The organism is Nitratireductor sp. ZSWI3 (assembly GCF_024655565.1).
GTDB lineage: Bacteria > Pseudomonadota > Alphaproteobacteria > Rhizobiales > Rhizobiaceae > Nitratireductor.
In genome coordinates, this window is the sequence record NZ_JANKOF010000092.1 from 1 (window position 1) to 19581 (window position 19581).

Here is a 19581-nt window from a genome sequence, read left to right on the forward strand (position 1 = left end):
CCGCCTGCCGGCTCCTTCTCCCCGCAGGCGGGGAGAAGGAGGATGGCCGCAATGCTGGCGACCCCCTCTCCCCGTTTGCGGGGAGAGGGTGAGGGTGAGGGGCAGCGCCGGCGTGGAACGGAAAGCCGTCGCTACTGCCGCACCGAAGGCGTTTCCACCGACAGGCCGGTGCCGCGCCAGGTCACATAGACTTCAAGCGCCATCAACTCGTCGGAAAAGGCCTTCGGCGTCTCCGCGCGGGTGTCGCGGATGCAGCCGCGGAAGCGGTTGTGCAACGACACCATGTCGGCCTGCTTCAGGCGGTAGGTCGGGAAACCGTTCGCCTGTCCCTGGCTGAGATGATCAGCGCGGATATATTGCCCGGAATTCGACTCGTGGCACGATGCGCAGGCGAAATTAAGCTGGCCGGTGCGCGTATAGTAGAGCTCCTTGCCCTTGTCCCACCAGCTCTGCAGCTCGCCTTGCGACAGATCGAGCTCCACCGGTTCTCCGAGCGACTGGTTCTTGATGTATGTGGTCAGCGCCTTTTGCTCCGGCGCATCGAACTTGTAGGGCTCGAGGCCCATGTTCTCGACGCGGCACTTGTCGATCTGCAGCTCGATGTTGATCGGCCGCCCGGCGTCGGCATCCCACTTCGGATAATGGGCCCCGACGCCTTTCATGCTCTCGGCCGCATCGTTGTGGCAGGATGCGCAGGACTTGCCGTCCGGCCCCTCGACGCGGTTCCACACATCGGCGCCCTGCTCGACATAGAGCATGCCCGGGTTCTGGAACGAATCGGCCTCCAGTTCGCGCGTCTCGCCCTCGCGGAAGAGCCAGCCCGACAGAACTTCATCGAAGGGATGGCCTTCCGGCGCCTTGGTGCGCGTCACCATCTCGACATCGTCTATGACCAACGCATCGTCCACCGGCTCGGCATTGGCCCCCGACGGCACCTGCAGCGCCGCCATTATCATTCCCAGCCCGACGATGGCTAATGACTGTCTCACGGCTCTCCTCCCAAGCTGCTCTTCTTGTTGCCCGCGCCGAAGCGCCGCTATTTGACCTCGATTGCCTGCTCGTCCGCGTAGATCGACCCGTCATCGTCCACCCAGGTGAATTTGAACGTGCCGCTCTCCTTCACCTTCGCGTTGAACTCGAAATAGGGATTGGCCGAAATCGCCGGCTCGATGTCGCAGGAAAAGACGGTCGCGCCGTTGAACTCGCAGGTGAACTTGTTGATGATCTGCCGTGGGATCACCTTGCCTTCGCTGTCTTTGCGCTGGCCGGATTCCATGGTGTGGCTGATAAGCGTCTTGATCGTGATCACCTCGCCGGCGGAGGCGGTCTTCGGCAGTTTGACGCGTGGTTTCGGGGTTGCCATGTCGAATGTCCTTCCTGATCAGCCGCCGCAGCCGCCGATGGTCACTTTCACTTCTTTCTTGTCGATGTAGGTCGAGCCGTCCTTCATGCGGGCGACGGCGATCACGTTCTGCGTCTTGGCAAGGCGCATGCGTGTGGTGGCCGCGGCCGTGCCGCTCGCTTCGGTGAAGCGGAAGGTGGCGACGTCGGGGTTGGGGTTGCCGTCGGCCAGGATCATCACCTCCTCGACCAGATCGTCGCCCTCCATGGCGCTGTCGACGGAAACGGAAACCGGTACGGTGTTGCCGTTTTCGGCGATCTCCGGCGCGGTCAACGTCAGCTTGCCGGTTTCCGGCGTCTTGCCGCCGGTGAAATCGGTGATGCGTTTTTCGGCGTCTTCCGCCGAGGCCAGCGCCGGCACGGCGCTGAAGCCGGTCGCCGCGAAAGCAACGGCACCGGCCGATAGGCCGAGCGCCTGGCGTCTGTTGATGTTCATGGGCATTCTCCTATTCCCTAAGGGTGGCGAGATAGGCCACCACATCTTCAACCTGCTGCGCCGTGAGAATGGGCTTGCCGACCAGATCCTCGCGCACATTCTTGCCGACACGGAGCGAATAGAAGCCAGGCATCACCGTTTCCTCGCCGAACACCTGCTTGGCGTCGGTGACGATGGCGCGCAGTTGCTCCGGCTCCCAGCGATCGGCCACACCGTCCATTGCCGGGCCGACCGTTCCGTGAAAAAGCTCGTCCTTCATGCCGGCGTTCTGGTGGCAGGCGAGGCAATTGCCGAGCTTGCGATCCTTGAAGACTTTTGCGCCCTCGGCTGCGTCGCCTGCCTGGCCGCTGAGTGAAGCCTGGACCGCAAAATCCTCGAACTTCACATCGGCCGGGCCGGTGTCCTCGGCAAAGGCAGCTCCTGCCTGCAGCGCCAACGCCGCGCACAGAAGTCGTGTCACCTGCTTCATGGGTTTGTCTCCTCCACTTCCCGTGCCCGCCTCGTCGCACACAGGCTCCTCTTGCCGCACACGCTACATTCGCGTCGCATGTTCTTCAACGGAAAAATATAAAATCTTGAATATGTCATCGGTGGTGAAACGCCCGCCGCTATTCGTCTTTGAGCCGGCCGGCGGCGCGCAGCGCGTCGAGCTTGCGCGCGTGGTATTTCTGGAAGTGCTCCTCGCCCTCGTAGCCCTTCTCCGCGACCCATTCGAACATGTGCAGGAAGGTCCATTTGCCGAAGGCGCCGGGCATGGTGGCGACGGCGGCCTCGGCCACGGTCTTGTCCTGCGGTGCTTGCTCGGGAAGGAAAACGATGGTCGGCGTGAAGACATAACCCCATTTGCGCGCTGCGGTCTTTTCCGTCAGCCTCTCGCCATCGAGGTCGGTGACCTCCTCGTCGCCGAACATGTTGTACTGCACGACCTTGAAGTTGGCCTTGATGTAGTCGCGCACCTCGGGATCGCTCAGGAGATCCTCGTGCATCCTGGCGCAGTAGATGCAGCCGCGCTGCTCGAAGATGATGGCGAGCCGCTTGCCCTCGTCGCGGGCTGCGTCGATGTCCTCGGCGATGTCGCGGAAGGTGAGCGAGAACCAGTCCTCCTTGTGCAGGCCGTCCTCGCCGATCTCCGCCGAGGCGGGCAGCGCGAGGACGGCAAGCAGCGCCGCGGCGGCAAAAAGCGTTTTGAACATCAAGCCCACTCCTATCCGATCGACTGGAATACCGGAAACGTTTCGAGAAGCCAGTAGGAAATCGCCGACATCCGACCGGTGATGAACAGGATGCCGGTGATGACGAGCAGCCCGCCCATCGCCATCTCGATCTTGTGCATGTGCCTGCGCAGGCGCGCCGCCCAGCCGAGGAACTGTCCTGCGAACACGCCGGCAAGGATGAACGGGATGCCGATGCCGAGCGAATAGACGGCGAGCAGCGAAGCGCCCCTCACGGCCGTTCCCTCCGAGCCGGCGACGAACAGGATGGCGGCCAGGACCGGGCCGACGCAGGGGGTCCAGCCGAAGGCGAAGGCGAGGCCCATGACGAAAGCCCCGGCAAGGCCCGCCGGTTTCCTGTTCACCTGCACGCGGGCTTCCCGATAGAGCAGGGCGATGCGAAAGACGCCTAGGAAATGCAGTCCCATGACGATGATGATCGCGCCGGCGATGACCGACAGGATGTCGAAATATTGCGCGATGGTGCGGCCGACGACGCTCGCCGTCGCGCCAAGGCCGACGAACACCGCCGTGAAACCGAGCACGAAGGCGATCGCCGCCAGGACGATTCGCCGCTTGCGCCCGGCCTCCAGCCCATCGGCGCTGAGCTCTTCGAAGCTGAGGCCGGCCAGCCAGGCGAGATAGGGAGGGACGATGGGAAGCACGCAGGGCGACACGAAGGACAGAAGTCCCGCCAAGAGCGCACCACCAAGACCGACGTCGAGCATTCACTTCCCTCCGCAACGCGACACCCGTTAAATCAGGAGCGCATCCCGGCTGGAAGATATGCGAAAATTACTATATGTTGCAAACATGAAAAATCCTTTCTTGCTTTCGAGCATCCTGGCAGGGCTGTTCCTTTCGATCGTCGGGCGGCCTGCAGCGGCCGAGCTGGTCATGCTGGAACAGCCGGGCTGTGTGTGGTGCGCGCGCTTCAATGCTGAGATCGCCCCGGGCTATGCGAAGACCGATGAGGGCAGGCGCGCGCCGCTGAGGCGTATCGACATCACCGGCGAGTGGCCGGCCGATCTCGAGGCCATTGCACCGGAACGCTTCACGCCGACCTTCATCCTCGTCGAGAACGGGGCGGAGATCGGCCGCCTGCGTGGCTATCCGGGCGACGAATTTTTCTGGTATCTTCTCGATGAACTGATTGAAAAGCTGGACCGGACGGAAAGCCAATGAGCCTGCCGAAACTCAAACCCGACCAGTCCCCCGAGGATATCAAGGCGCTGCTCGAGCAGGCGCGCAAGGCGAGCGATCTCCTGAAGGCGCTGTCGCATGAAAGCCGGCTGCTGATCCTGTGCCTGCTCGCCGAAGGGGAGAAGTCGGTCTCGGAGCTCGAGGACATCATGAAGATGCCTCAGGCGGCGGTTTCACAGCAGCTCGCGCGGCTGCGCTTCGACCGCCTGGTGAACACCCGTCGGGAAGGCCGCGCCATCTACTATTCGATTGCCAGCGACGAGGTCGCCTCCGTGATCGAGATTCTTTACGACCTGTTCTGCGCATCGGTGCGCGAAGGAAAGGGCAAAGACCGCACGCCGTGAGAGGCGCTTCATGAAAGAGGCGGTGCCGGGCCTGGGAGGCATGCCCGGCACAATGCATGCGGCCGAGCGCCGTGGGAGGAAAAGATGGGATTTCTGCAAGCACCCGGCTTCCTGCTGGCTGCAGGTCTGTTTGCCGGCATCGTCATAGGCTATGTGGCGCGCCGCCATCACTTTTGCACCATGGCTGCCCTGGAGCGGCACTGGTATGCCGGCGACAGCAGGGGCCTGCGCACCTGGGCGCTGGCGGCGGGCGTCGCGATGGTCCTGACCCAGGCGATGATGCTGGGCGGGGTGGCCGACCTCGGTGGGAGCTTTTACCTGCGACCGTTCTTTGGCCTGACGGGGGCGATCATCGGCGGTCTTGCCTTCGGCTTCGGAATGGCGCTGGCCGGCACCTGCGGCTTCGGCGCGCTGGTTCGGCTCGGCGGCGGCAGCCTGCGCGGCCTGGTCGTCCTGATCGTTCTCGGCCTGTCGGCGCTGGCGGCCCAGCGCGGCCTGATCGCGCCGTTGCGCGTGGCGACGGTCGACAATCTCGCCATCGACCTCAGCGGCGCGGGCGACCAATCGCTCGGCAGCCTGGCAAGCGCCGCCTTCGGAGCCGACCTGCGCATCGCGGTCGCGCTGCTCGTCTTCGCCCTTCTGTTTGGGTGGATCCTGCGCGACCGCACCTTCCGTCGATCGGGCGGGCTCATCGCCGCCGGAACCGCGATCGGCGTGATGATCGCCTTCGGCTGGTTCGTGACGGCGCTCGCCACGGCCCATTCCTTCGATCCGGTGCAGCTCGAGGCGGGTTCGTTCGTGGTGCCGGTCGGCGACACGATCCTGCAGGCGGTCGCCTTCACCGGCACCTGGCCCGATTATGGGGTCGGGATGGTGCTGGGTGTGGTCGTCGGCGCGGCGCTGTGCGCCTGGAGGCACGACGACATACGCTGGGAAGCCTGCGACGACGCGCGCGAACTCAGCCGGCATCTGGCGGGCGGGTTGCTCATGGGCACCGGCGGCGTCTTCGCCATGGGCTGCACCATCGGCCAGGGCGTCTCGGCCTTCTCCGTGCTGGCGGTTTCGGCGCCCGTGGTCACCGCCTCCATCATGCTCGGCGCGCGCATGGGGCTCGCCTATCTCCTGGAAGGCACGCCGCTGGCGGCCTTCCACCGCAACGCGGCAGAGCCGGCTGAATAAAGCATTTTGCAGTCAGGTGGAAACACCTGACGACCGCATAAATGCGGAAAAACAAAGAGATAGAACGGGACAGCGTTTCCATGAAACGATGAACCGGTCTAGACCATCGCCCGGCGGGTGGTGCCGTTTCGGCGGCGCGGCGCTTCCGGTCAGCTTGCCGGGGCGAAGCGGTAGGCGTTGCCTTCGCGCTCGGCCATGCCGGTGCCTGGATGAGGCAGGTGGAAACCGATCAACCGGGCCTTTTCGGAAGCGAGCCTGTCGAGAAGGCGAACGCGGGTGGCCGCACCCATGGCCTGGTCCTGATCGCTGCCGGTGTACAGATCCGGCCGCGCGAAGGAGATCGGGTTGGTCAACGCATCGCCCGTCACGAGCAGGGGCGTTTCTGCGCCATGCACCATGAAGGAGACGTGGCCCGGCGTGTGCCCCGCGGTGTCGATCGCCTCCACCCCCGGCAGGACCTCTGCCCCGGGCTTGAAGAGAGCGATCCGATCTTCGATCGCGGCGAGCCTCGTCTGCGCGCCGACCACGAAGCTCTGGCGATCTTCCGGCATCGCCGAAAGCGTGCCGTCCGCCCGCCAGAAATCCCATTCGGCTTCGGCCATACGGTAATCGGCATTGGGGAAGACCATCTCGTCGAAATCGTCCAGCAGACCCCACAGGTGATCCGGATGCGCGTGGGTGAAGATGACGTCGGTCACCTCGGCGGGATCGATCCCGGCTTCCTCCAGGTTGGAGAGGAGCTTGCCGGTGGTCGGCAGGAAATTGGGGCCCGCGCCGACATCGAAGACGGCCAGCCTGTCGCCGCTGCGCAGGAAAGTGACGTTGCAATCGGGCCGGTAGCCGTCCGTCGCCATGCCGTTCGAGGCGAGCATCGCCTCGCGTTCCGCGTCGGCCATCCCGGGAAAGACGAAGCCGAGCGGGAGGTCCATATGGCCGTCGCTGACCACCGTGAGCTCTGCGTCGCCGGCCGGCAGTCGCGCCAGGGCAACGGCTTTGCGCGGCAGCAAGCCGGTGCTCAGGACGGCCAGGCCTCCTCCCAGCACGTGGCGACGGTTCATCATGGCTGCGGCTCCCATACATTCAGTTATTTGAATGATTTCACGCGCCGGTTTCCGCGTCAACGAGGCGGGCGGGGTGGAGTGGAAAAACATGCGAAATTCGAGATATATCTGGACTCGACGCGCCCGGCGGAAGACAATGCGCGTGACAGGAGGAGCGTCATGAAGCCATCGTCGATCGCCGTTGCCCTGGGCATCGCCTTTTCCACCGTGCCGGCGATCGCCGCTGAGGACGTGACGCTGTATCAGACCGAAGAGCCGTTCGAGGACGTCGCGCTCGGCGTCAGCGACGGCATCGTCAACCGCGGCTATGTGGTGGATTATCACGGTCTGATCGGCCAGATGCTGGAGCGCACGGCGGCCGATGTCGGGGCGAGCAAGGCGCTCTATCGCAACGCCGAGTTCTTTCAGTTCTGTTCGGCCGTTCTCTCCCGCCAGGTGATGGAGCAGGACATCGGCAACATCGCCTATTGTCCTTACATCGTGTTCGTCTACGAGACCGAGGAACAGCCGGGAACGGTTCAGGTCGGCTTCCGTCACCTGCCGGAAGGGGGCGGGCGTGACAAGGTCAACGAACTGCTGGACGAGATCGCCCGCGAGGCCGCTGGACAATAGACGCAAGCAAGCGTGTGCCGGCAAAAGATTTCACAACGAAACAAACTGTTTTCGCGGCGGCGTTGCCGCATGGATGCTGGCTCAGCTAATTTCCCGTCGTGTCGAATCATCCGAGTTCAGTAGACGTGCAATCTGAGACTGCGCTGGAAGTTGTCCAGCTTGAGCTTATGCTCGACCTTGCTGATCTTGTGACGCAGGGTTTTGAAGCCGCCCTCCTGGCGGCGCTCGACGAACTGGACGGTCGCGTTCTTTTCAACCGCAGGCTCGACGGCGACCCGCGCTACCAGCGTGTCGCGGCGGTGGCGCTCGGCCCGGACGACGACATCGCGCTTGTCTTTCTCGATCACTCGGGAACGGCGACGTTTACGGAGGATGCGCATGCCAGCGCGCACGTCCTGGCAGCGGAGGCGATTGCGGCCGGAGCCGGCGCGCCGGACTGAGATGCGGTCAGCCGTGCCGCGAGTTGGAGCGTGTGGCGCGGTCCCTTCCGCCGCCGGGAAACGGTACGACCTTGCGGCTTTCCGGCCTCTCCGAGAACTGCGCCTTGAGCGCTGCGTCCATGATCAGTCCGATCGCTTCCCGCAATTGCTGGGTCGCCGGATCGGAACCGGTGAGGGCAGCCTGCGCATTTTCGAGATGTGTGTGAACGGACGCAAAGTTAGTCGGCATAATGTCTCTTTCCAGTGCCCCCGCCGACCAACGACCATGCGCAGGAAAGTGTAACCGGCAGACGAAGAACTTTGTCGGTATTTGATGCAAATTTCACCGACGGCGGTCGTGGCCGGCTTCCGCTGCCAGTGTGAAAATTTGGCTGTCGGGCTTTTTCGGCGATTTCCGGCGTTAACGCAGAATGCAGAGGATTTTCACAGCGTTAACCGGGTAGAGGGTTGGTCCCCCTTGCGAAATTCATTAAAAGGCGAATTGTCGGATCAACATTCAATAGAAATTTGCCGGTTATCAACGAGTCAGACAGAGTGGGAACGTCGGGACTCATGGATAAGACGCTGTTGCAACGCAGACCTCGCTGGATTTGGCTCGCGGCTTTCGCCTTGCTGGGAACGCTCGGCGCCATCGGGCTTTCCTTTACCGTTCATTACCTCCTCTTCTTCGGCGACGAGGTGAATCCTTACCGGCGCAGCCTCGCGGCAGCGCTGATCCTGCCCGTGGTGATCGCCGCGCCGCTGCTGGTCTATATCGGCTACACGAGGGACGCGCTGCGCCGTCTCAGGCGGGAGCGCAATTTCGCCGCCGCGCACGACCCGTCGACCGAGGTCCTGAACGGCAGCACGTTCACGACGCTGGTCGAGCGCCGCCGCGCCGTCTCCTTGTCCGAGGCCGGCCGGACCTTTGGCGCCCTGTTGATCGTCGAGGCGGGGAACGCGAAGGCGATCAACCTCGACTACGGGTATCGCTGGGGCGAGGAATCGATGCGCCAGATCGCCTCGGTGATCCGTGCCAATGTGCGCCGCAGCGACGTCGTCGGCCGCCTGAGCGACAGTGAATTCGGCATCTTCCTTCCCGGAGCGACCGTCGAGCAGGCGCGCGATGTGGGAGAGCGCATCCGTGCCGCCGCCGCCGCCGCCCCGTTCTTTGCCGAGGGCGAGACGGTGAGGCTTTCGCTCGACATCGGCGGCGTCATATTCGAGGACCAGATCGAATTCCGCGGCCTGATGCGCATCGCATCGGAGCAGCTCGAGATGGCGCGCCAGGGTGAAGACGGCTTCCGCCTGGGCGCGGTCGGCGACGCCGACACCGGCGAGCGCCCACCCGAAAGATAGCCGTCTCCAACACTGGACTCGGCGCTTCATCCGCCACACAATGATCGTGTCCGGCGCCTCGAGGAGAGGCGCTGCGCGCGATGTTCGTTGACGCGAGCACCGGCAATGGTGCCGCGACGATGTCCCGGACCGATGTTGTAGGGGCGGCAATGGACTGGAAATGGCATTTGGTGCAGATCGCCGCGCTGACCATTTCACTCGACGGCAGCGCCGCCGCGGAACGACAGGGCCGACTCTACCAACCGCCGCCTCCCGTGCTGAAGGATGTGCAGGTCAACCCCGCTTCCCTGTATGAGGGCAGGGTGGCCGTCCTAGCCCGATATGCGGGGGCCATGACCAGCCAGCGCCTGGAGGCCGCGCGGAATCCGGCGCAAGGCACCGGAAATCGAGGGTTCGACGGCAAGGCCGAGCCCGGCGGGCGCTGGACCTTCGTCAGCGGCAACGGACACTGGGTCGAACGGCGTTCCGACGGCACGCTGGCCCTGTCGCTGAACGATTATCTGGCGAACTGGTATGCCGAGGTGGAGTGCCGAATCACCCAATGGCCGACCATGGCCTGCGAGGATGGCCGCACCCGCACGATTTCGGCGCCAAGCGCCACGACGATCCGCATCGATGACGAAACATTCGAATTGACGGGGACAGCCAGATAAGGACAGGGTTCCAGCGGTGTTGAGCGGGAACATATCGGCAGGGGTGTCCAAAATGCCGTCGAACAGGACGATCGGGGCGATGCTGTGCGCGCTTTTGATGGTGGGTGCGCCGGCTTTTTCTGGGGATGCGGCGTTGGCCGACGACAACGTCGTCACCGTCCGTCAGTTCGATCCCGCGACCGGTCGCTGGGTGCGCAAGGAACGAAGCCTATCTTTCAAGGCTCCCTGGAGCGACGCGGCCATCAGGCCCGAAGTGGTGCCGTTTGCCGAGCAGGTGCCTGCCGGAAGCATCGTCATCGATACGGGGCAGAGGCGTCTTTTCCACGTGCAGGGGGACGGAACCGCGGTGCGCTACGGCATCGGCGTCGGCCGCGAGGGATTTGCCTGGCGCGGTCGCGAGCGGATATCGCGCAAGGCCGAGTGGCCCGCCTGGCGTCCGCCGGCGGAGATGATCCGGCGGGAAGCGGCCGAGGGCCGCCTCCTGCCGACGGTCATGGAGGGCGGGCCGGACAATCCGCTCGGCGCAAGGGCGCTTTATCTCGGCTCGACCCTGTTTCGCATCCACGGAACCAATCAGCCCTGGACGATCGGAAAGGCGGTCTCCTCGGGCTGCATCCGCATGATCAACGACGACGTCGTCGCCCTCTACAACCAGGTGAAGATCGGCACGCTGGTGATTGTTAGGTGAGTCGCTTTAAGAAGTTGATGATATTGCTCTATTTTAAGTACGAAATGTTCAGCAGGAGCCCTGCTTCGTTGTAATTCTGCAACAAATCGCGCGGAATGAGGTGGCTAAATCGGGTATCAGGCGCATTTGAGCGGCAGGTGACGTCGCGTCGCTTGAGGTGTTAAGCGCCCTGTCATAGGAGTATAACAACACTTATTCGTGGGTCACTCATCGGCGGCTCCTGGGAAAGGAGTGAGCCGGGAGGGGGGATAATGAAGTTCAAATCGCGTATCACACGTGTCTTCGCAGCGGCGCTTCTGGGCAGCGCCCTGTCGTTTGCCGGCACCGCCAACGCTCTTTCGCTGAAGGAAGCGATGGCGGTCGCTCTGGAATCCAATCCCGAGATCGGGCAGGCGATCGAAAATCGCGAAGCCATCGAGTTCGAGCTGCGCCAGGCCAGGGGCCTGTATCTGCCCAGCGTCGATCTGGAGGCTGCCGTCGGCACGCGTCGCCTCGACAACCCCTCGCGCCGCGCGACGAGCATCGAGGACGATCCGCTCTATCCGGCCGAGGTGGGCGTTTCCGTCACCCAGAAGCTGTTCGACGGCGGCGGCCGCCGTGCCGAGCTCGAACGGCAGGCCGCGCGGGTCGATTCCGCATCCTTTCGTGTTCTGGAGCGCTCGGAAACGATCGGCCTCCAGATCGTGCGCGAATATCTCGAATATCTCCTGCAGATCCAGATCGTCAACGAAGCGCGCGCCAATGTCGGCTTCCATCAGTCCATGCTCGGCGACATCGGCTCGCTCATCTCGGGCGGTGCGCTGACCGAGGCCGACCGGCAGCAGGCGCAGGAGCGTTCGCTGGCTGCCAGGGCGCGCCTCAAGGAGGCCGAGGAAGAACTGGAAGCCGCCAAGATCCGCTTCTACAAGCTGGTCGGCAAACCGCTCACCAATCCGGTGATGCCGGCTTCCATGGCCTCGGCCCTGCCGCCGTCGCTCGATGCGGCCATTGGCATCGCACGTCAGAACAACCCGCGCATCAAGGTGGCGAATGCCGACATCGACGCCGCCGATGCGCTGGTCGATGCCGCCCGCTCCAACATGTTTCCGGAAATCAGCGCCGAAGGGCGGGCACGAACCGGTCATGACATCGATGGTTCCGACGGCCGCACGCATGATCTGCAGGCGCGCATCGTCGCCAAGTGGAACCTCTATCGCGGCGGCATAGACGTCGCCAACGAGCAGGAGCAGATCCGCCGGGCCAGCGAGCAGCGGCTGGTGCTGCACCAGGCCTATCGTGAGGTCGAGGAAGCGGTCCGCATCTCGTGGGATCGCCGGCAGCGTCAGCTCGACCTGGCAAGCACGCTGCGCCAGCAGGCCGCGACGAACGCCCAGCTCGTCAATTCCTATCGCGAGCAATTGGTCGTCGGCCAGCGCTCGCTTCTGGATGTGCTCGGTGCGCAGAACACCCGCTTCAACGTGAACGTGCTTTCGAAGACGGCGCAATATGCTTCACTGTTTGCCGAATACCGCATCCTCGCCGCGACAGGCACGCTCCTCGACACGATGAACCTGCGCAGCGCGAAGCAATCGGAAGCTTATGCGCGAAGCGAGTTCAACGTGCCGGAAACCGCGCCGACCGAGACCTACAAGCGGCTGCCGACCAGGCAGACAAACGATTTGCCGCTCGATCTTCTGGCACCGATCCGGAGACAATAGCCGGATCGAACAACATGGTTTGATTGCTGCTGTTGGAACGGATCCGTAGTCCCATCACCGAGGCGTCGCTTGCATCGAGCGCCTTTCGGTCCGCGTTCAGGGAAATCGCCCTGTTCCTCGCCCGCCCGGCGTCGAATACGGTTCTTTTCTCCGATACGCCGTTCGACGAATTGCGGCCGACATTCGAGGATGTCGAACGGCTTTCCGCGCGGATCGGCCTGGAGGTCGCCCAGCACGGGCGGCGCGACCTTGCCGCCCGCTCTCTCGATCTGCCGCTTCTGGTGCTGTTCGAAGACGGGACTGCGCTGGCGTTGCTCGAGACGATGCCGGACGGAAACATCAGGACCTCGCTGGCTCCCGACCAGGAGACGGAAGCCGGCGTGTCCTTGCCCGAGATCCTGGCGCGCAACATCCGCCTGATCGTCTCGTTCAGCATCATCTATCTCAACCAGCAGGAAGGCGCCCGGTCGGGCACGCCGGGCAAGATCGAGAAACGGCACTGGCTGACCTCGACGCTGGCGCCGTTCTGGCGATCCTACGCGCAGGTCGCCCTCGCCGCGCTGTTCGTCAACCTGCTGGCGCTCGCCTCGCCTCTCTTCGTTATGAACGTCTATGACCGCGTGCTGCCGAACCAGGCGGTCGCCACCTTGTGGGTGCTGGCGCTGGGCGTCGCGGGGGCGATCCTGTTCGATCTTCTCCTGAAGAGCGTCCGGGCGGCATTGATCGACTACGCCGGCCGGAAGGCCGACCTGAAGCTTTCCTATCTTCTGTTCGAAAAGGTTCTGCACTCGACGCTCGCCTCGCGGCCGATGTCGACCGGCGAATACGCCAACCGTGTCACGCAGTATGAGTTCGTGCGTGAGTTCTTCACGTCCAACACGCTGAGCACGATCATCGACAGCGCTTTCGTTTTCGTGTTCATCCTGGTGATCTACAGCGTTTCGGGCTGGCTGGCGGTGATTCCGACGACGGCGTTCGCCGTTGCGCTGCTCATCGGCCTGGTCGCGCAGGCGCGCATCGGCCGGCGCGTGGCCGCGGCCAACAACGAGGCCGCGCAGCGCCAGTCCCTGCTGGTCGAGACGATCGCCACCATCGAGACCGTAAAATCGCTGCGTGCCGAACGCATCCTTCTGAGACGCTGGAGCGAATTGGCAAAGAATGCATCCCGCACCGCCGAAGGCATCAAGCAGCTGTCGGCCTGGGCGGCCAACATGACCCAGTTCGTCCAGCAGCTCGTCACCGTCGCGCTCGTGGTGGCGGGTGCCTATGAGTTTTCGCAAGGCAACATCTCGATGGGAGCCATCATTGCGACGGTGATGCTTTCGGGCCGCGCCGTGGCTCCGCTCGGGCAGATCGCCATGACCCTGTCCCGCATGCGCCAGGCGCTGCTGTCGCTGCGCATCCTCGATGCGGTCATGGGCCAGCCCGAGGATCGCCCCGAGAGCGCCGGCTTCGTCAACCGCGAGGTGCGCACGGGAGACGTCTCCTTCAAGGCCGTCTCGTTCACCTATCCCGGTGCCGACAGCCCGGCGCTGCGGGAGTTCAGTTTGTCGATCAGGGGCGGTGAACGTGTCGGCATCATCGGCCGCATCGGCTCCGGCAAGACGACCATTGGGCGGCTGATGTCGGGGCTCTACCCGCCGACTGCCGGCAACCTGCTGCTCGACGGTGTCGACATCCGGCAGTATCATCCCTCGGTGGTTCGCTCGGCGGTGGTGTTCGCTTCGCAAGGGGCCGACCTCTTTTCGGGGTCGGTGAAGGAAAATCTCCTGATGGCCAAGCCGGGCGCAACCGACGAGGAGATCGTCGAGGCCGCGCGGCTGGCGGGCGTCGACGAGTTCGTGGCGCGTCACCCGAAAGGGTATGACATGCCGGTCGGCGAGCGTGGCAGCCAGCTTTCCGGCGGCCAGCGGCAGGCGGTGGCGATCGCGCGCCTGCTGCTGTGCAAGCCTAAGATCGTGTTTCTCGACGAGCCCTCCGGGGCGATGGACCTGGCCAGCGAACGCGAGCTGATCCTCAAGCTGCAGAAGGCTTTCGACAAGGATGTGACCCTCGTCATCTCCACGCATCGGCACAGCATGCTGCAGCTTGTCGACCGGCTCGTGGTCATCGATCAGGGCCGTGCGATCGCCGACGGGCCGAAGGACCGCGTGATCGCCGAGTTGCAGAAGAACGCGCAATCGGCCCGCCCCGGCCAGGCGTGATGAGGCATCGCCCCGGCGCTCCCCGCGGGTCGGCGGGCGGGGCGCCTGATGGAAAGGCGGAAGAAAGATGGATCGTCCTCCACTTGCAGCAAGGCTGGGCCTGGTCGTCATCTCGGCCATTCTCTTGTCGTTCATCGGCTGGGCCTCGGTCGCCGAGGTGCAGGAGATCGCCCGCGGGGAAGGCAGGATCATACCGGTTTCCAAGACTCAGATCGTGCAGTCGAGTGAGCCCGGCGTCGTGCAGGAAATCGCCGTCAAGGTCGGCCAGGTCGTGCGCAAGGGCGACCTGATCCTGCGGCTTGACGACACGGTGACGGCCTCTTCGCTCGGGGAATCGGAAGCGCGCGCCCGCGCCCTGCGCGCCCAGATCGCCCGCCTCGACATCGAAGAGCGGGGCGATTACGAGGCGGAATATGTTTGCCCCGACGAACTCAAGGACGTTGCGCCTGGTATCTGCGCCAACGAGGCGCGCCTTTATCAGGCGCGGGTGGATAACATCAGGAACAAGCGCTCCGTGCTCACGGAGCGGCGCCTGCAGCGCATGAAGGAACTGGACGAGGCACGCGCCAACATCGCCCGGCTCGAGGAGAACCAGAAGATTTCTCAGCGCGAGGCGGACCTGCTCGGCCCGATGGTGAAGCGCAGGCTGGTCGCGCAGACCGAACTTCTGCGTGTCGAGAAGGAACTGACCGAGACGCGAGGCCAGCTCGAGCTCGCCCGCGAATCGATCCCGCGCATCGAGGCGGCCATCAAGGAGGCCACGCTGCAGATCGACGAACTGAGCCTTCAGGTGCAGCAGGAGGCGCTGGCCGAAAAGACGCAGGCGCTCGCCGAGCTCTCGGTGATCGAGGCAACGATCCGTGGTGCCAGCGATCGGGTTGCCCGCACTGACATCCGCTCGCCGGTCGACGGCATCATCAACACGCTCGAGGTCAACACCGTCGGCGCCTATGTCGATCCCGGCACGGTGATCGCGGGCGTTGTGCCGACGTCCGAGATCCTGCTTGTCGAGGCGCGGATTTCGCCCCGCGACGTCGCGTTCGTGCGGCCCGGCCAGCCGGCGCTCATCAAGGTCACGGCCTATGATTTCTCGATCTATGGCGGCCTGGCAGGCGAAGTGCAGAACATTTCCGCCGACAGCCTGGTCGACCAGTCCACCGGCGAAACCTACTACCAGGTTCTGGTGAAGACCGATCAGGCTGAGCTGGTCAAGGACGGCAAGAGCCACGCCATCATTCCCGGCATGGTGGCGACGGCCGACATCATGACCGGCAAGAAGACCATCCTCGCCTATCTGATGAAGCCGATCAACAAGGCGCGCAACGAGGCACTGCGCGAGCGTTAGTCGCATGAACAAGGAAGCTCTTCCGACAGACGGCGCCTGGGCATTCGTGCCGCGCTTTCGCGTGATCCGGGTGGGAGACGACCGCCGTGGCATACGCCTGGAGGAGATCTACTGGACGATACTGAAGGACATGGCCTCATCCGGCGGTGTTTCCGTCGGCGATGTCATTGAAGGATGCGAGGCGCGTCTGCAGCCGGGCGGCAATCTTTCCTCGGCCCTGCGGGTCGAGGCGGCGCGCCATTTGCAGCAGGAACTGGGGGCAGCGCGCCTGCGCACCGGGGTGCAGGCCGTCCACAACCAGGTCATGGCCTCTCCCTCCCCAAGCTTTGCGCTGTCCGACGACAAGCGGCTGATCGCGCACAATCCCACTTTCATGGCTTATGTGCGCTCGCGCCTGTCGCGCCTGCCGCAGACGTCGACGGTGCAGGGAGTCCGGCTGTCGCTCGATGTTCCGTTCGCGGATCTGGTCGAGAAGCTCAAGATTCCGGGCGGCGGGGTGGCGACTGTCGGCTTCGTGGTCGGTGTCGACGAGCAGCTCATCCGCGGCCGCCTGAATGCGGTGCTCGCCCCGTTGGTCGACAAGGATGCCATCATCGGTTTCATCCTGCCGGGGTAGAGCGGGATGAGGAAAAGTGTGAAGCGGTTTTCCGCCCGCATCCCGCTCTAACTTTCTCTAGTCGAATCCGGCCCGTTCGGCTTCACCGGCCGGCGGCCGGCGCGCCGCCCCGCCCAGGTGCCGGATCTGCCGTCGCGGCGCCCGAAATCCCCTCTCCGGGCGACGGATTGGCCGGTAGCCTGCCCAGCGTCGCAACCAGCCTGTCGCCGCGCTTCTTGCCGTGGATCCATGAGCGCCCGCCGCTCATGGAGTAGAGCGGCAGATAATCGGGAAGCGCCGTGTCCGCCACCACCGCGTCGCTGAGGTTGTCGAGGATGTAGTGCCCCTTGCTGGTGGAGACCGCCAGGACGGCATGGAACAGCCGGCGCCGCTGATCCTGCAGCACGACCACCGACATGCTCGCCAGCGGCACGCCGGCCGCGTTGAGCGCGGCCATCTTCAAGATCGCGTAGTCCTCGCAGTCGCCCCGGCCGCGGGCGAGTATCTGCTCCGGCTTTGCCCAATGGTCGAGCGTGCCGTAATTCTCCTTGTCGGGCGTGTAGCTGATGGCCTGGTTCACCGCCAGATTGACGGCGGCGAGTTTTTGCGAAAACGACTGACCCTGGAGACGCTCGACGAGGCGCGCTACATGCGCCGCTCTTGCCGGGCAGGTGCCGGAGGCCGCGCACCGGGAGAAGGCGGGTTCTGCGATCGAAGGATAGACGGCGTTCCAGCTGGCGCTCGACGGCAAGGCCTTGAACGGGATGGCCACGGAGGCGAAGACGCCGGTTGCTTCGCCCGGCGACGCCCCACCACGAGACGGTGAGGCGGGCCGCCCGGCCGCGGCGGGTGCACGGGCCATCCGCGTGTGTGATTCCAGCCTTGCCGCAGTCTGCCAGCGCCTTCTGAAGTCTTCCGCCCAGTCCCGGGCTGCAAAGCCGAGCTTCGGCATGAAGACCGCGCTAGATTGTGGAAAGAACGCACCGCCCGCGGATGATGTCATATACGTGGAAGCGCTTGCATTTCCTGCGGAAGAGAAAAGAATTGCGAAGAAGGAGGCGAAAAGTACATTTATATTTGGCGTATATTTGTTAATTAGAAGCATCATCGCCTCCATGGTGTGATGGAGAGACGATAGGAAATGCGTATAAAACTCAGATTAATACATATGGAGTATTTTATATTTACATAATGTATCGCATTTTACAGTTTTTGGAGAGCGGCGGCCCGTGTGTGGAGCTCTGCGCGCCTTTGCCGTGTGCTTAGTCCGCATTGACCATGTTGATGAGAGAGCAAAGCATCCATATGGATTATGGGGAAATATATATTTGCTTATATATCTTCGTTAACCAGTGATAAATTTCGTGAGAATTGAAATATCATATTATATCAATTTGATTGACAACGTCTTGCGGGATGTCTCGCGCGGTGGCTCGGTGTTTCCAGAACCATTGCGGGGGTTACCATGGCCAACCAAGTTTTCACGTCTGCCCAAGAGCATGACGCCGCCTCGGGCGAGGCTGCATCTTCCCATTCCGATCAGACGATCTCGACCGAAGTCGTGGCTCAGGCCGCAACCGGCGGCGATCCTGTTCCGGTCGATCCGGCCACCGGCCAGCCGGTAGCGCAGCCATCCGCGCCGGCGCCGGCGAGCGCCGCGCCCTCGACGGTCACGCCCGATGCCGACAATGTGGTGCATCTGCCGCAAGGGGTCTCGATCGACCAGATCAAGGTCGAGGGCGACAACCTGGTGCTCGTACAGCCGGACGGCTCGACCATCACCATCTTGAACGCCGCGTTGAAGGTGCCGACCTTCCTGATCGGCGATGTGGAGATCCCGCAGGTGGCCCTGGTCGCGGCTCTCGAGGCGAACGGCATCGACGTTGCGGCGGGCCCCGACGGCCTGACGGTGGTGGGCGCGACCTCGCCGAGCGCCGGCGGCAATTTTGCCCTTCCCTCGCCGGGAATCGGCGACGCCGGGCCGGTGATCGACCTGCTTCCGCCGACGGCCCTGCAATTCGGCACGCTGGAAAGACCCGAGCTCTTTCCGTCTGTGCGCGAGAACGATTTTCCCGAGCTCAGCATCGCGCCGCTGCCGGGCATCGTCAATGAAAGCGCCTTGGCGACCTCCGATGCGACGGGGTCCGGCGGTGGCACGACGACGGTGGGTGGCAACATCATCGTCACGCCCGGCGATGACGGTCTGGGATCGCTCGTCGTGACGAATTTCGACGGGCAGTCCGTCGACGTGACCAATGGCGGCACGGTCGCCGGTATGTACGGAACGCTCACCGTCATCCGCCTGCCCGATGGCACCTACAGCTTCGAATATCAGATCACTGACAACACGATCGATCATTCCGGCGTCGGCCAGGTGGGCCTCGACGACGTGGTGAACGACGCGTTCGAGGTGACCCTTACGGACGGCAACGGCGATTCCGTCAGCGAGGCATTGACGATCATCATCACGGATGATGGCCCGGTGGCCGTGGATGATGGTGTGACGCAGACGACGGAGAATGCGCCGGTTACGATCGACGTGTTCGCCAATGACGAGGCCGGCGCTGACGGGGTGAACCTGGGGTCCGGCGTTGCGCTGGTTCCCGGCTCGCTGAGCGGTGCGGGCACGCTGGTCTACAACGGTGACGGCACGTTCACCTACACGCCCGGTTTGGGCGAGGAAGGGACGGTGACGTTCGCCTACACGATCGAGGACGGCGACGGGGATGTATCGCAGGCGAGCGTGTCCGTGACGTTGCAGCCGGATTCGGTCCCCGAAGTGTCGGTCATTCGGGCCGACGGCGACGACGGGGTTGTCTGGGAATCGGCGCTGCCCGACGGTTCGGGCGGCGGCGATCTGACGGCTTCCGGCGGGCTGACCATCGACACGGGCGACGATACGCTGGACTTCATCGAGGTTCAGGACAAGGACGGCACCTGGATCAAGATCACCGCAGACGGCACGCCCGTGCAGGGCGTCTACGGTGCGCTGTCGGTCAATCTCGACGGCAGCTGGGTTTATACGCTCGGCGACAACACTCTGGATCACACCGGAATCGGCCAGACGGGCGCCGCCGACCAGGTGCAGGACGCCTTCGCCGTTCGGGTGACCGACAGCGACGGCGACATGACGGACGGATCGGCACAGATCGTCGTCGACATCAACGATGATGG

The 19581-nt window shown here is 63.9% G+C and carries 22 protein-coding genes; 13 read left to right on the forward strand and 9 right to left on the reverse strand.

The window, feature by feature from the left end; genetic code table 11:
• Positions 1-131: 131 nt before the first annotated feature.
• The 6 genes from soxA to NUU27_RS20690 form a co-directional block, all read right to left on the reverse strand.
• Positions 132-956, reverse strand: coding sequence for a sulfur oxidation c-type cytochrome SoxA (gene soxA, locus NUU27_RS20665; RefSeq protein ID WP_257764142.1), 825 nt, complete (start codon positions 954-956; stop codon positions 132-134).
• Between the two features lie 80 nt (positions 957-1036).
• Positions 1037-1363: a thiosulfate oxidation carrier complex protein SoxZ gene (gene soxZ, locus NUU27_RS20670; RefSeq protein WP_257764115.1), complete on the reverse strand. Its 327-nt coding sequence runs from the start codon at positions 1361-1363 to the stop codon at positions 1037-1039.
• An 18-nt stretch (positions 1364-1381) separates the two neighbouring features.
• The gene (soxY, locus tag NUU27_RS20675; RefSeq protein WP_257764116.1) at positions 1382-1837 is read right to left on the reverse strand and encodes a thiosulfate oxidation carrier protein SoxY; all 456 of its coding nucleotides are present in this window, start codon (positions 1835-1837) and stop codon (positions 1382-1384) included.
• A 10-nt stretch (positions 1838-1847) separates the two neighbouring features.
• Entirely contained in the window at positions 1848-2306 is a 459-nt protein-coding gene (soxX, locus tag NUU27_RS20680; protein WP_257764117.1) for a sulfur oxidation c-type cytochrome SoxX, read from the reverse strand.
• Between the two features lie 139 nt (positions 2307-2445).
• Positions 2446-3030, reverse strand: a complete 585-nt coding sequence (locus NUU27_RS20685) for a thioredoxin family protein (RefSeq protein WP_257764118.1) — start codon at positions 3028-3030, stop codon at positions 2446-2448.
• A gap of 11 nt (positions 3031-3041) precedes the next feature.
• Positions 3042-3776, reverse strand: a complete 735-nt coding sequence (locus NUU27_RS20690) for a cytochrome c biogenesis CcdA family protein (protein WP_257764119.1) — start codon at positions 3774-3776, stop codon at positions 3042-3044.
• A 169-nt stretch (positions 3777-3945) separates the two neighbouring features.
• On the opposite strand from NUU27_RS20690, the gene NUU27_RS20695 reads away from it, so the two are divergent.
• The 3 genes from NUU27_RS20695 (at position 3946) to NUU27_RS20705 (ending at position 5774) form a co-directional block, all read left to right on the forward strand.
• Positions 3946-4233: a transcriptional regulator gene (locus NUU27_RS20695; RefSeq protein WP_257764120.1), complete on the forward strand. Its 288-nt coding sequence runs from the start codon at positions 3946-3948 to the stop codon at positions 4231-4233.
• Positions 4230-4595 (forward strand): helix-turn-helix transcriptional regulator, encoded by a 366-nt coding sequence (locus tag NUU27_RS20700; RefSeq protein ID WP_257764121.1) that lies wholly within the window; start codon positions 4230-4232, stop codon positions 4593-4595. Before NUU27_RS20695 ends, NUU27_RS20700 begins: the two co-directional genes overlap by 4 nt.
• A gap of 84 nt (positions 4596-4679) precedes the next feature.
• Positions 4680-5774 carry a YeeE/YedE family protein gene (locus NUU27_RS20705; protein ID WP_257764122.1) on the forward strand — a complete coding sequence of 365 codons (1095 nt, stop codon included), beginning with the start codon at positions 4680-4682 and terminating at the stop codon, positions 5772-5774.
• Between the two features lie 149 nt (positions 5775-5923).
• On the opposite strand, the gene NUU27_RS20710 is transcribed toward NUU27_RS20705, so the two are convergent.
• Positions 5924-6835, reverse strand: coding sequence for an MBL fold metallo-hydrolase (locus NUU27_RS20710; protein WP_257764123.1), 912 nt, complete (start codon positions 6833-6835; stop codon positions 5924-5926).
• A 159-nt stretch (positions 6836-6994) separates the two neighbouring features.
• Between NUU27_RS20710 and NUU27_RS20715 the strand changes: the two genes are divergently transcribed.
• Positions 6995-7447, forward strand: a complete 453-nt coding sequence (locus tag NUU27_RS20715) for a DUF302 domain-containing protein (protein ID WP_257764125.1) — start codon at positions 6995-6997, stop codon at positions 7445-7447.
• A 125-nt stretch (positions 7448-7572) separates the two neighbouring features.
• On the forward strand, positions 7573-7887 hold the full coding sequence (locus NUU27_RS20720) for a hypothetical protein (RefSeq protein WP_257764127.1): 315 nt from the start codon (positions 7573-7575) through the stop codon (positions 7885-7887).
• 7 nt (positions 7888-7894) lie between these two features.
• Here NUU27_RS20720 and NUU27_RS20725 read toward each other — a convergent pair whose 3' ends face one another.
• Positions 7895-8116, reverse strand: a complete 222-nt coding sequence (locus NUU27_RS20725; protein WP_257764129.1) for a hypothetical protein — start codon at positions 8114-8116, stop codon at positions 7895-7897.
• Between the two features lie 338 nt (positions 8117-8454).
• On the opposite strand from NUU27_RS20725, the gene NUU27_RS20730 reads away from it, so the two are divergent.
• The 7 genes from NUU27_RS20730 (at position 8455) to NUU27_RS20760 (ending at position 16428) form a co-directional block, all read left to right on the forward strand.
• On the forward strand, positions 8455-9225 hold the full coding sequence (locus NUU27_RS20730) for a GGDEF domain-containing protein (protein WP_257764131.1): 771 nt from the start codon (positions 8455-8457) through the stop codon (positions 9223-9225).
• A gap of 80 nt (positions 9226-9305) precedes the next feature.
• The gene (locus NUU27_RS20735; RefSeq protein ID WP_257764132.1) at positions 9306-9878 is read left to right on the forward strand and encodes a hypothetical protein; all 573 of its coding nucleotides are present in this window, start codon (positions 9306-9308) and stop codon (positions 9876-9878) included.
• Between the two features lie 52 nt (positions 9879-9930).
• On the forward strand, positions 9931-10566 hold the full coding sequence (locus NUU27_RS20740) for a L,D-transpeptidase (protein WP_257764133.1): 636 nt from the start codon (positions 9931-9933) through the stop codon (positions 10564-10566).
• Between the two features lie 251 nt (positions 10567-10817).
• Positions 10818-12263: a TolC family outer membrane protein gene (locus tag NUU27_RS20745; protein ID WP_257764135.1), complete on the forward strand. Its 1446-nt coding sequence runs from the start codon at positions 10818-10820 to the stop codon at positions 12261-12263.
• A gap of 32 nt (positions 12264-12295) precedes the next feature.
• Positions 12296-14467 carry a type I secretion system permease/ATPase gene (locus tag NUU27_RS20750; protein WP_257764136.1) on the forward strand — a complete coding sequence of 724 codons (2172 nt, stop codon included), beginning with the start codon at positions 12296-12298 and terminating at the stop codon, positions 14465-14467.
• A 67-nt stretch (positions 14468-14534) separates the two neighbouring features.
• Complete coding sequence (locus NUU27_RS20755; protein WP_257764138.1) at positions 14535-15812, forward strand: HlyD family type I secretion periplasmic adaptor subunit; 1278 nt, start codon at positions 14535-14537, stop codon at positions 15810-15812.
• A gap of 4 nt (positions 15813-15816) precedes the next feature.
• The gene (locus NUU27_RS20760) at positions 15817-16428 is read left to right on the forward strand and encodes a ribbon-helix-helix domain-containing protein (protein ID WP_257764139.1); all 612 of its coding nucleotides are present in this window, start codon (positions 15817-15819) and stop codon (positions 16426-16428) included.
• An 82-nt stretch (positions 16429-16510) separates the two neighbouring features.
• Here the strand turns inward: NUU27_RS20760 and NUU27_RS20765 are convergent, their stop codons facing one another.
• Entirely contained in the window at positions 16511-17269 is a 759-nt protein-coding gene (locus NUU27_RS20765; protein ID WP_257764140.1) for a transglutaminase-like cysteine peptidase, read from the reverse strand.
• Between the two features lie 603 nt (positions 17270-17872).
• On the opposite strand from NUU27_RS20765, the gene NUU27_RS20770 reads away from it, so the two are divergent.
• A partial coding sequence (locus tag NUU27_RS20770) for an Ig-like domain-containing protein (RefSeq protein WP_257764141.1) occupies positions 17873-19581 on the forward strand: 1709 nt, incomplete at its 3' end.

Excerpts from the sequence above, each read along its gene's own strand:
- soxZ (WP_257764115.1), bottom strand. The coding sequence starts at position 1,363 with ATGGCAACCCCGAAACCACGCGTCAAACTGCCGAAGACCGCCTCCGCC.
- NUU27_RS20725 (WP_257764129.1), bottom strand. The coding sequence starts at position 8,116 with ATGCCGACTAACTTTGCGTCCGTTCACACACATCTCGAAAATGCGCAG.
- soxX (WP_257764117.1), bottom strand. The coding sequence starts at position 2,306 with ATGAAGCAGGTGACACGACTTCTGTGCGCGGCGTTGGCGCTGCAGGCA.
- NUU27_RS20745 (WP_257764135.1), top strand. The coding sequence starts at position 10,818 with ATGAAGTTCAAATCGCGTATCACACGTGTCTTCGCAGCGGCGCTTCTG.
- NUU27_RS20690 (WP_257764119.1), bottom strand. The coding sequence starts at position 3,776 with ATGCTCGACGTCGGTCTTGGTGGTGCGCTCTTGGCGGGACTTCTGTCC.
- soxA (WP_257764142.1), bottom strand. The coding sequence starts at position 956 with ATGATAATGGCGGCGCTGCAGGTGCCGTCGGGGGCCAATGCCGAGCCG.
- NUU27_RS20710 (WP_257764123.1), bottom strand. The coding sequence starts at position 6,835 with ATGATGAACCGTCGCCACGTGCTGGGAGGAGGCCTGGCCGTCCTGAGC.
- NUU27_RS20760 (WP_257764139.1), top strand. The coding sequence starts at position 15,817 with ATGAACAAGGAAGCTCTTCCGACAGACGGCGCCTGGGCATTCGTGCCG.
- NUU27_RS20735 (WP_257764132.1), top strand. The coding sequence starts at position 9,306 with ATGTTCGTTGACGCGAGCACCGGCAATGGTGCCGCGACGATGTCCCGG.
- NUU27_RS20755 (WP_257764138.1), top strand. The coding sequence starts at position 14,535 with ATGGATCGTCCTCCACTTGCAGCAAGGCTGGGCCTGGTCGTCATCTCG.
- NUU27_RS20685 (WP_257764118.1), bottom strand. The coding sequence starts at position 3,030 with ATGTTCAAAACGCTTTTTGCCGCCGCGGCGCTGCTTGCCGTCCTCGCG.
- NUU27_RS20700 (WP_257764121.1), top strand. The coding sequence starts at position 4,230 with ATGAGCCTGCCGAAACTCAAACCCGACCAGTCCCCCGAGGATATCAAG.
- NUU27_RS20740 (WP_257764133.1), top strand. The coding sequence starts at position 9,931 with ATGCCGTCGAACAGGACGATCGGGGCGATGCTGTGCGCGCTTTTGATG.
- soxY (WP_257764116.1), bottom strand. The coding sequence starts at position 1,837 with ATGAACATCAACAGACGCCAGGCGCTCGGCCTATCGGCCGGTGCCGTT.
- NUU27_RS20715 (WP_257764125.1), top strand. The coding sequence starts at position 6,995 with ATGAAGCCATCGTCGATCGCCGTTGCCCTGGGCATCGCCTTTTCCACC.
- NUU27_RS20705 (WP_257764122.1), top strand. The coding sequence starts at position 4,680 with ATGGGATTTCTGCAAGCACCCGGCTTCCTGCTGGCTGCAGGTCTGTTT.
- NUU27_RS20695 (WP_257764120.1), top strand. The coding sequence starts at position 3,946 with ATGCTGGAACAGCCGGGCTGTGTGTGGTGCGCGCGCTTCAATGCTGAG.
- NUU27_RS20765 (WP_257764140.1), bottom strand. The coding sequence starts at position 17,269 with ATGGCCCGTGCACCCGCCGCGGCCGGGCGGCCCGCCTCACCGTCTCGT.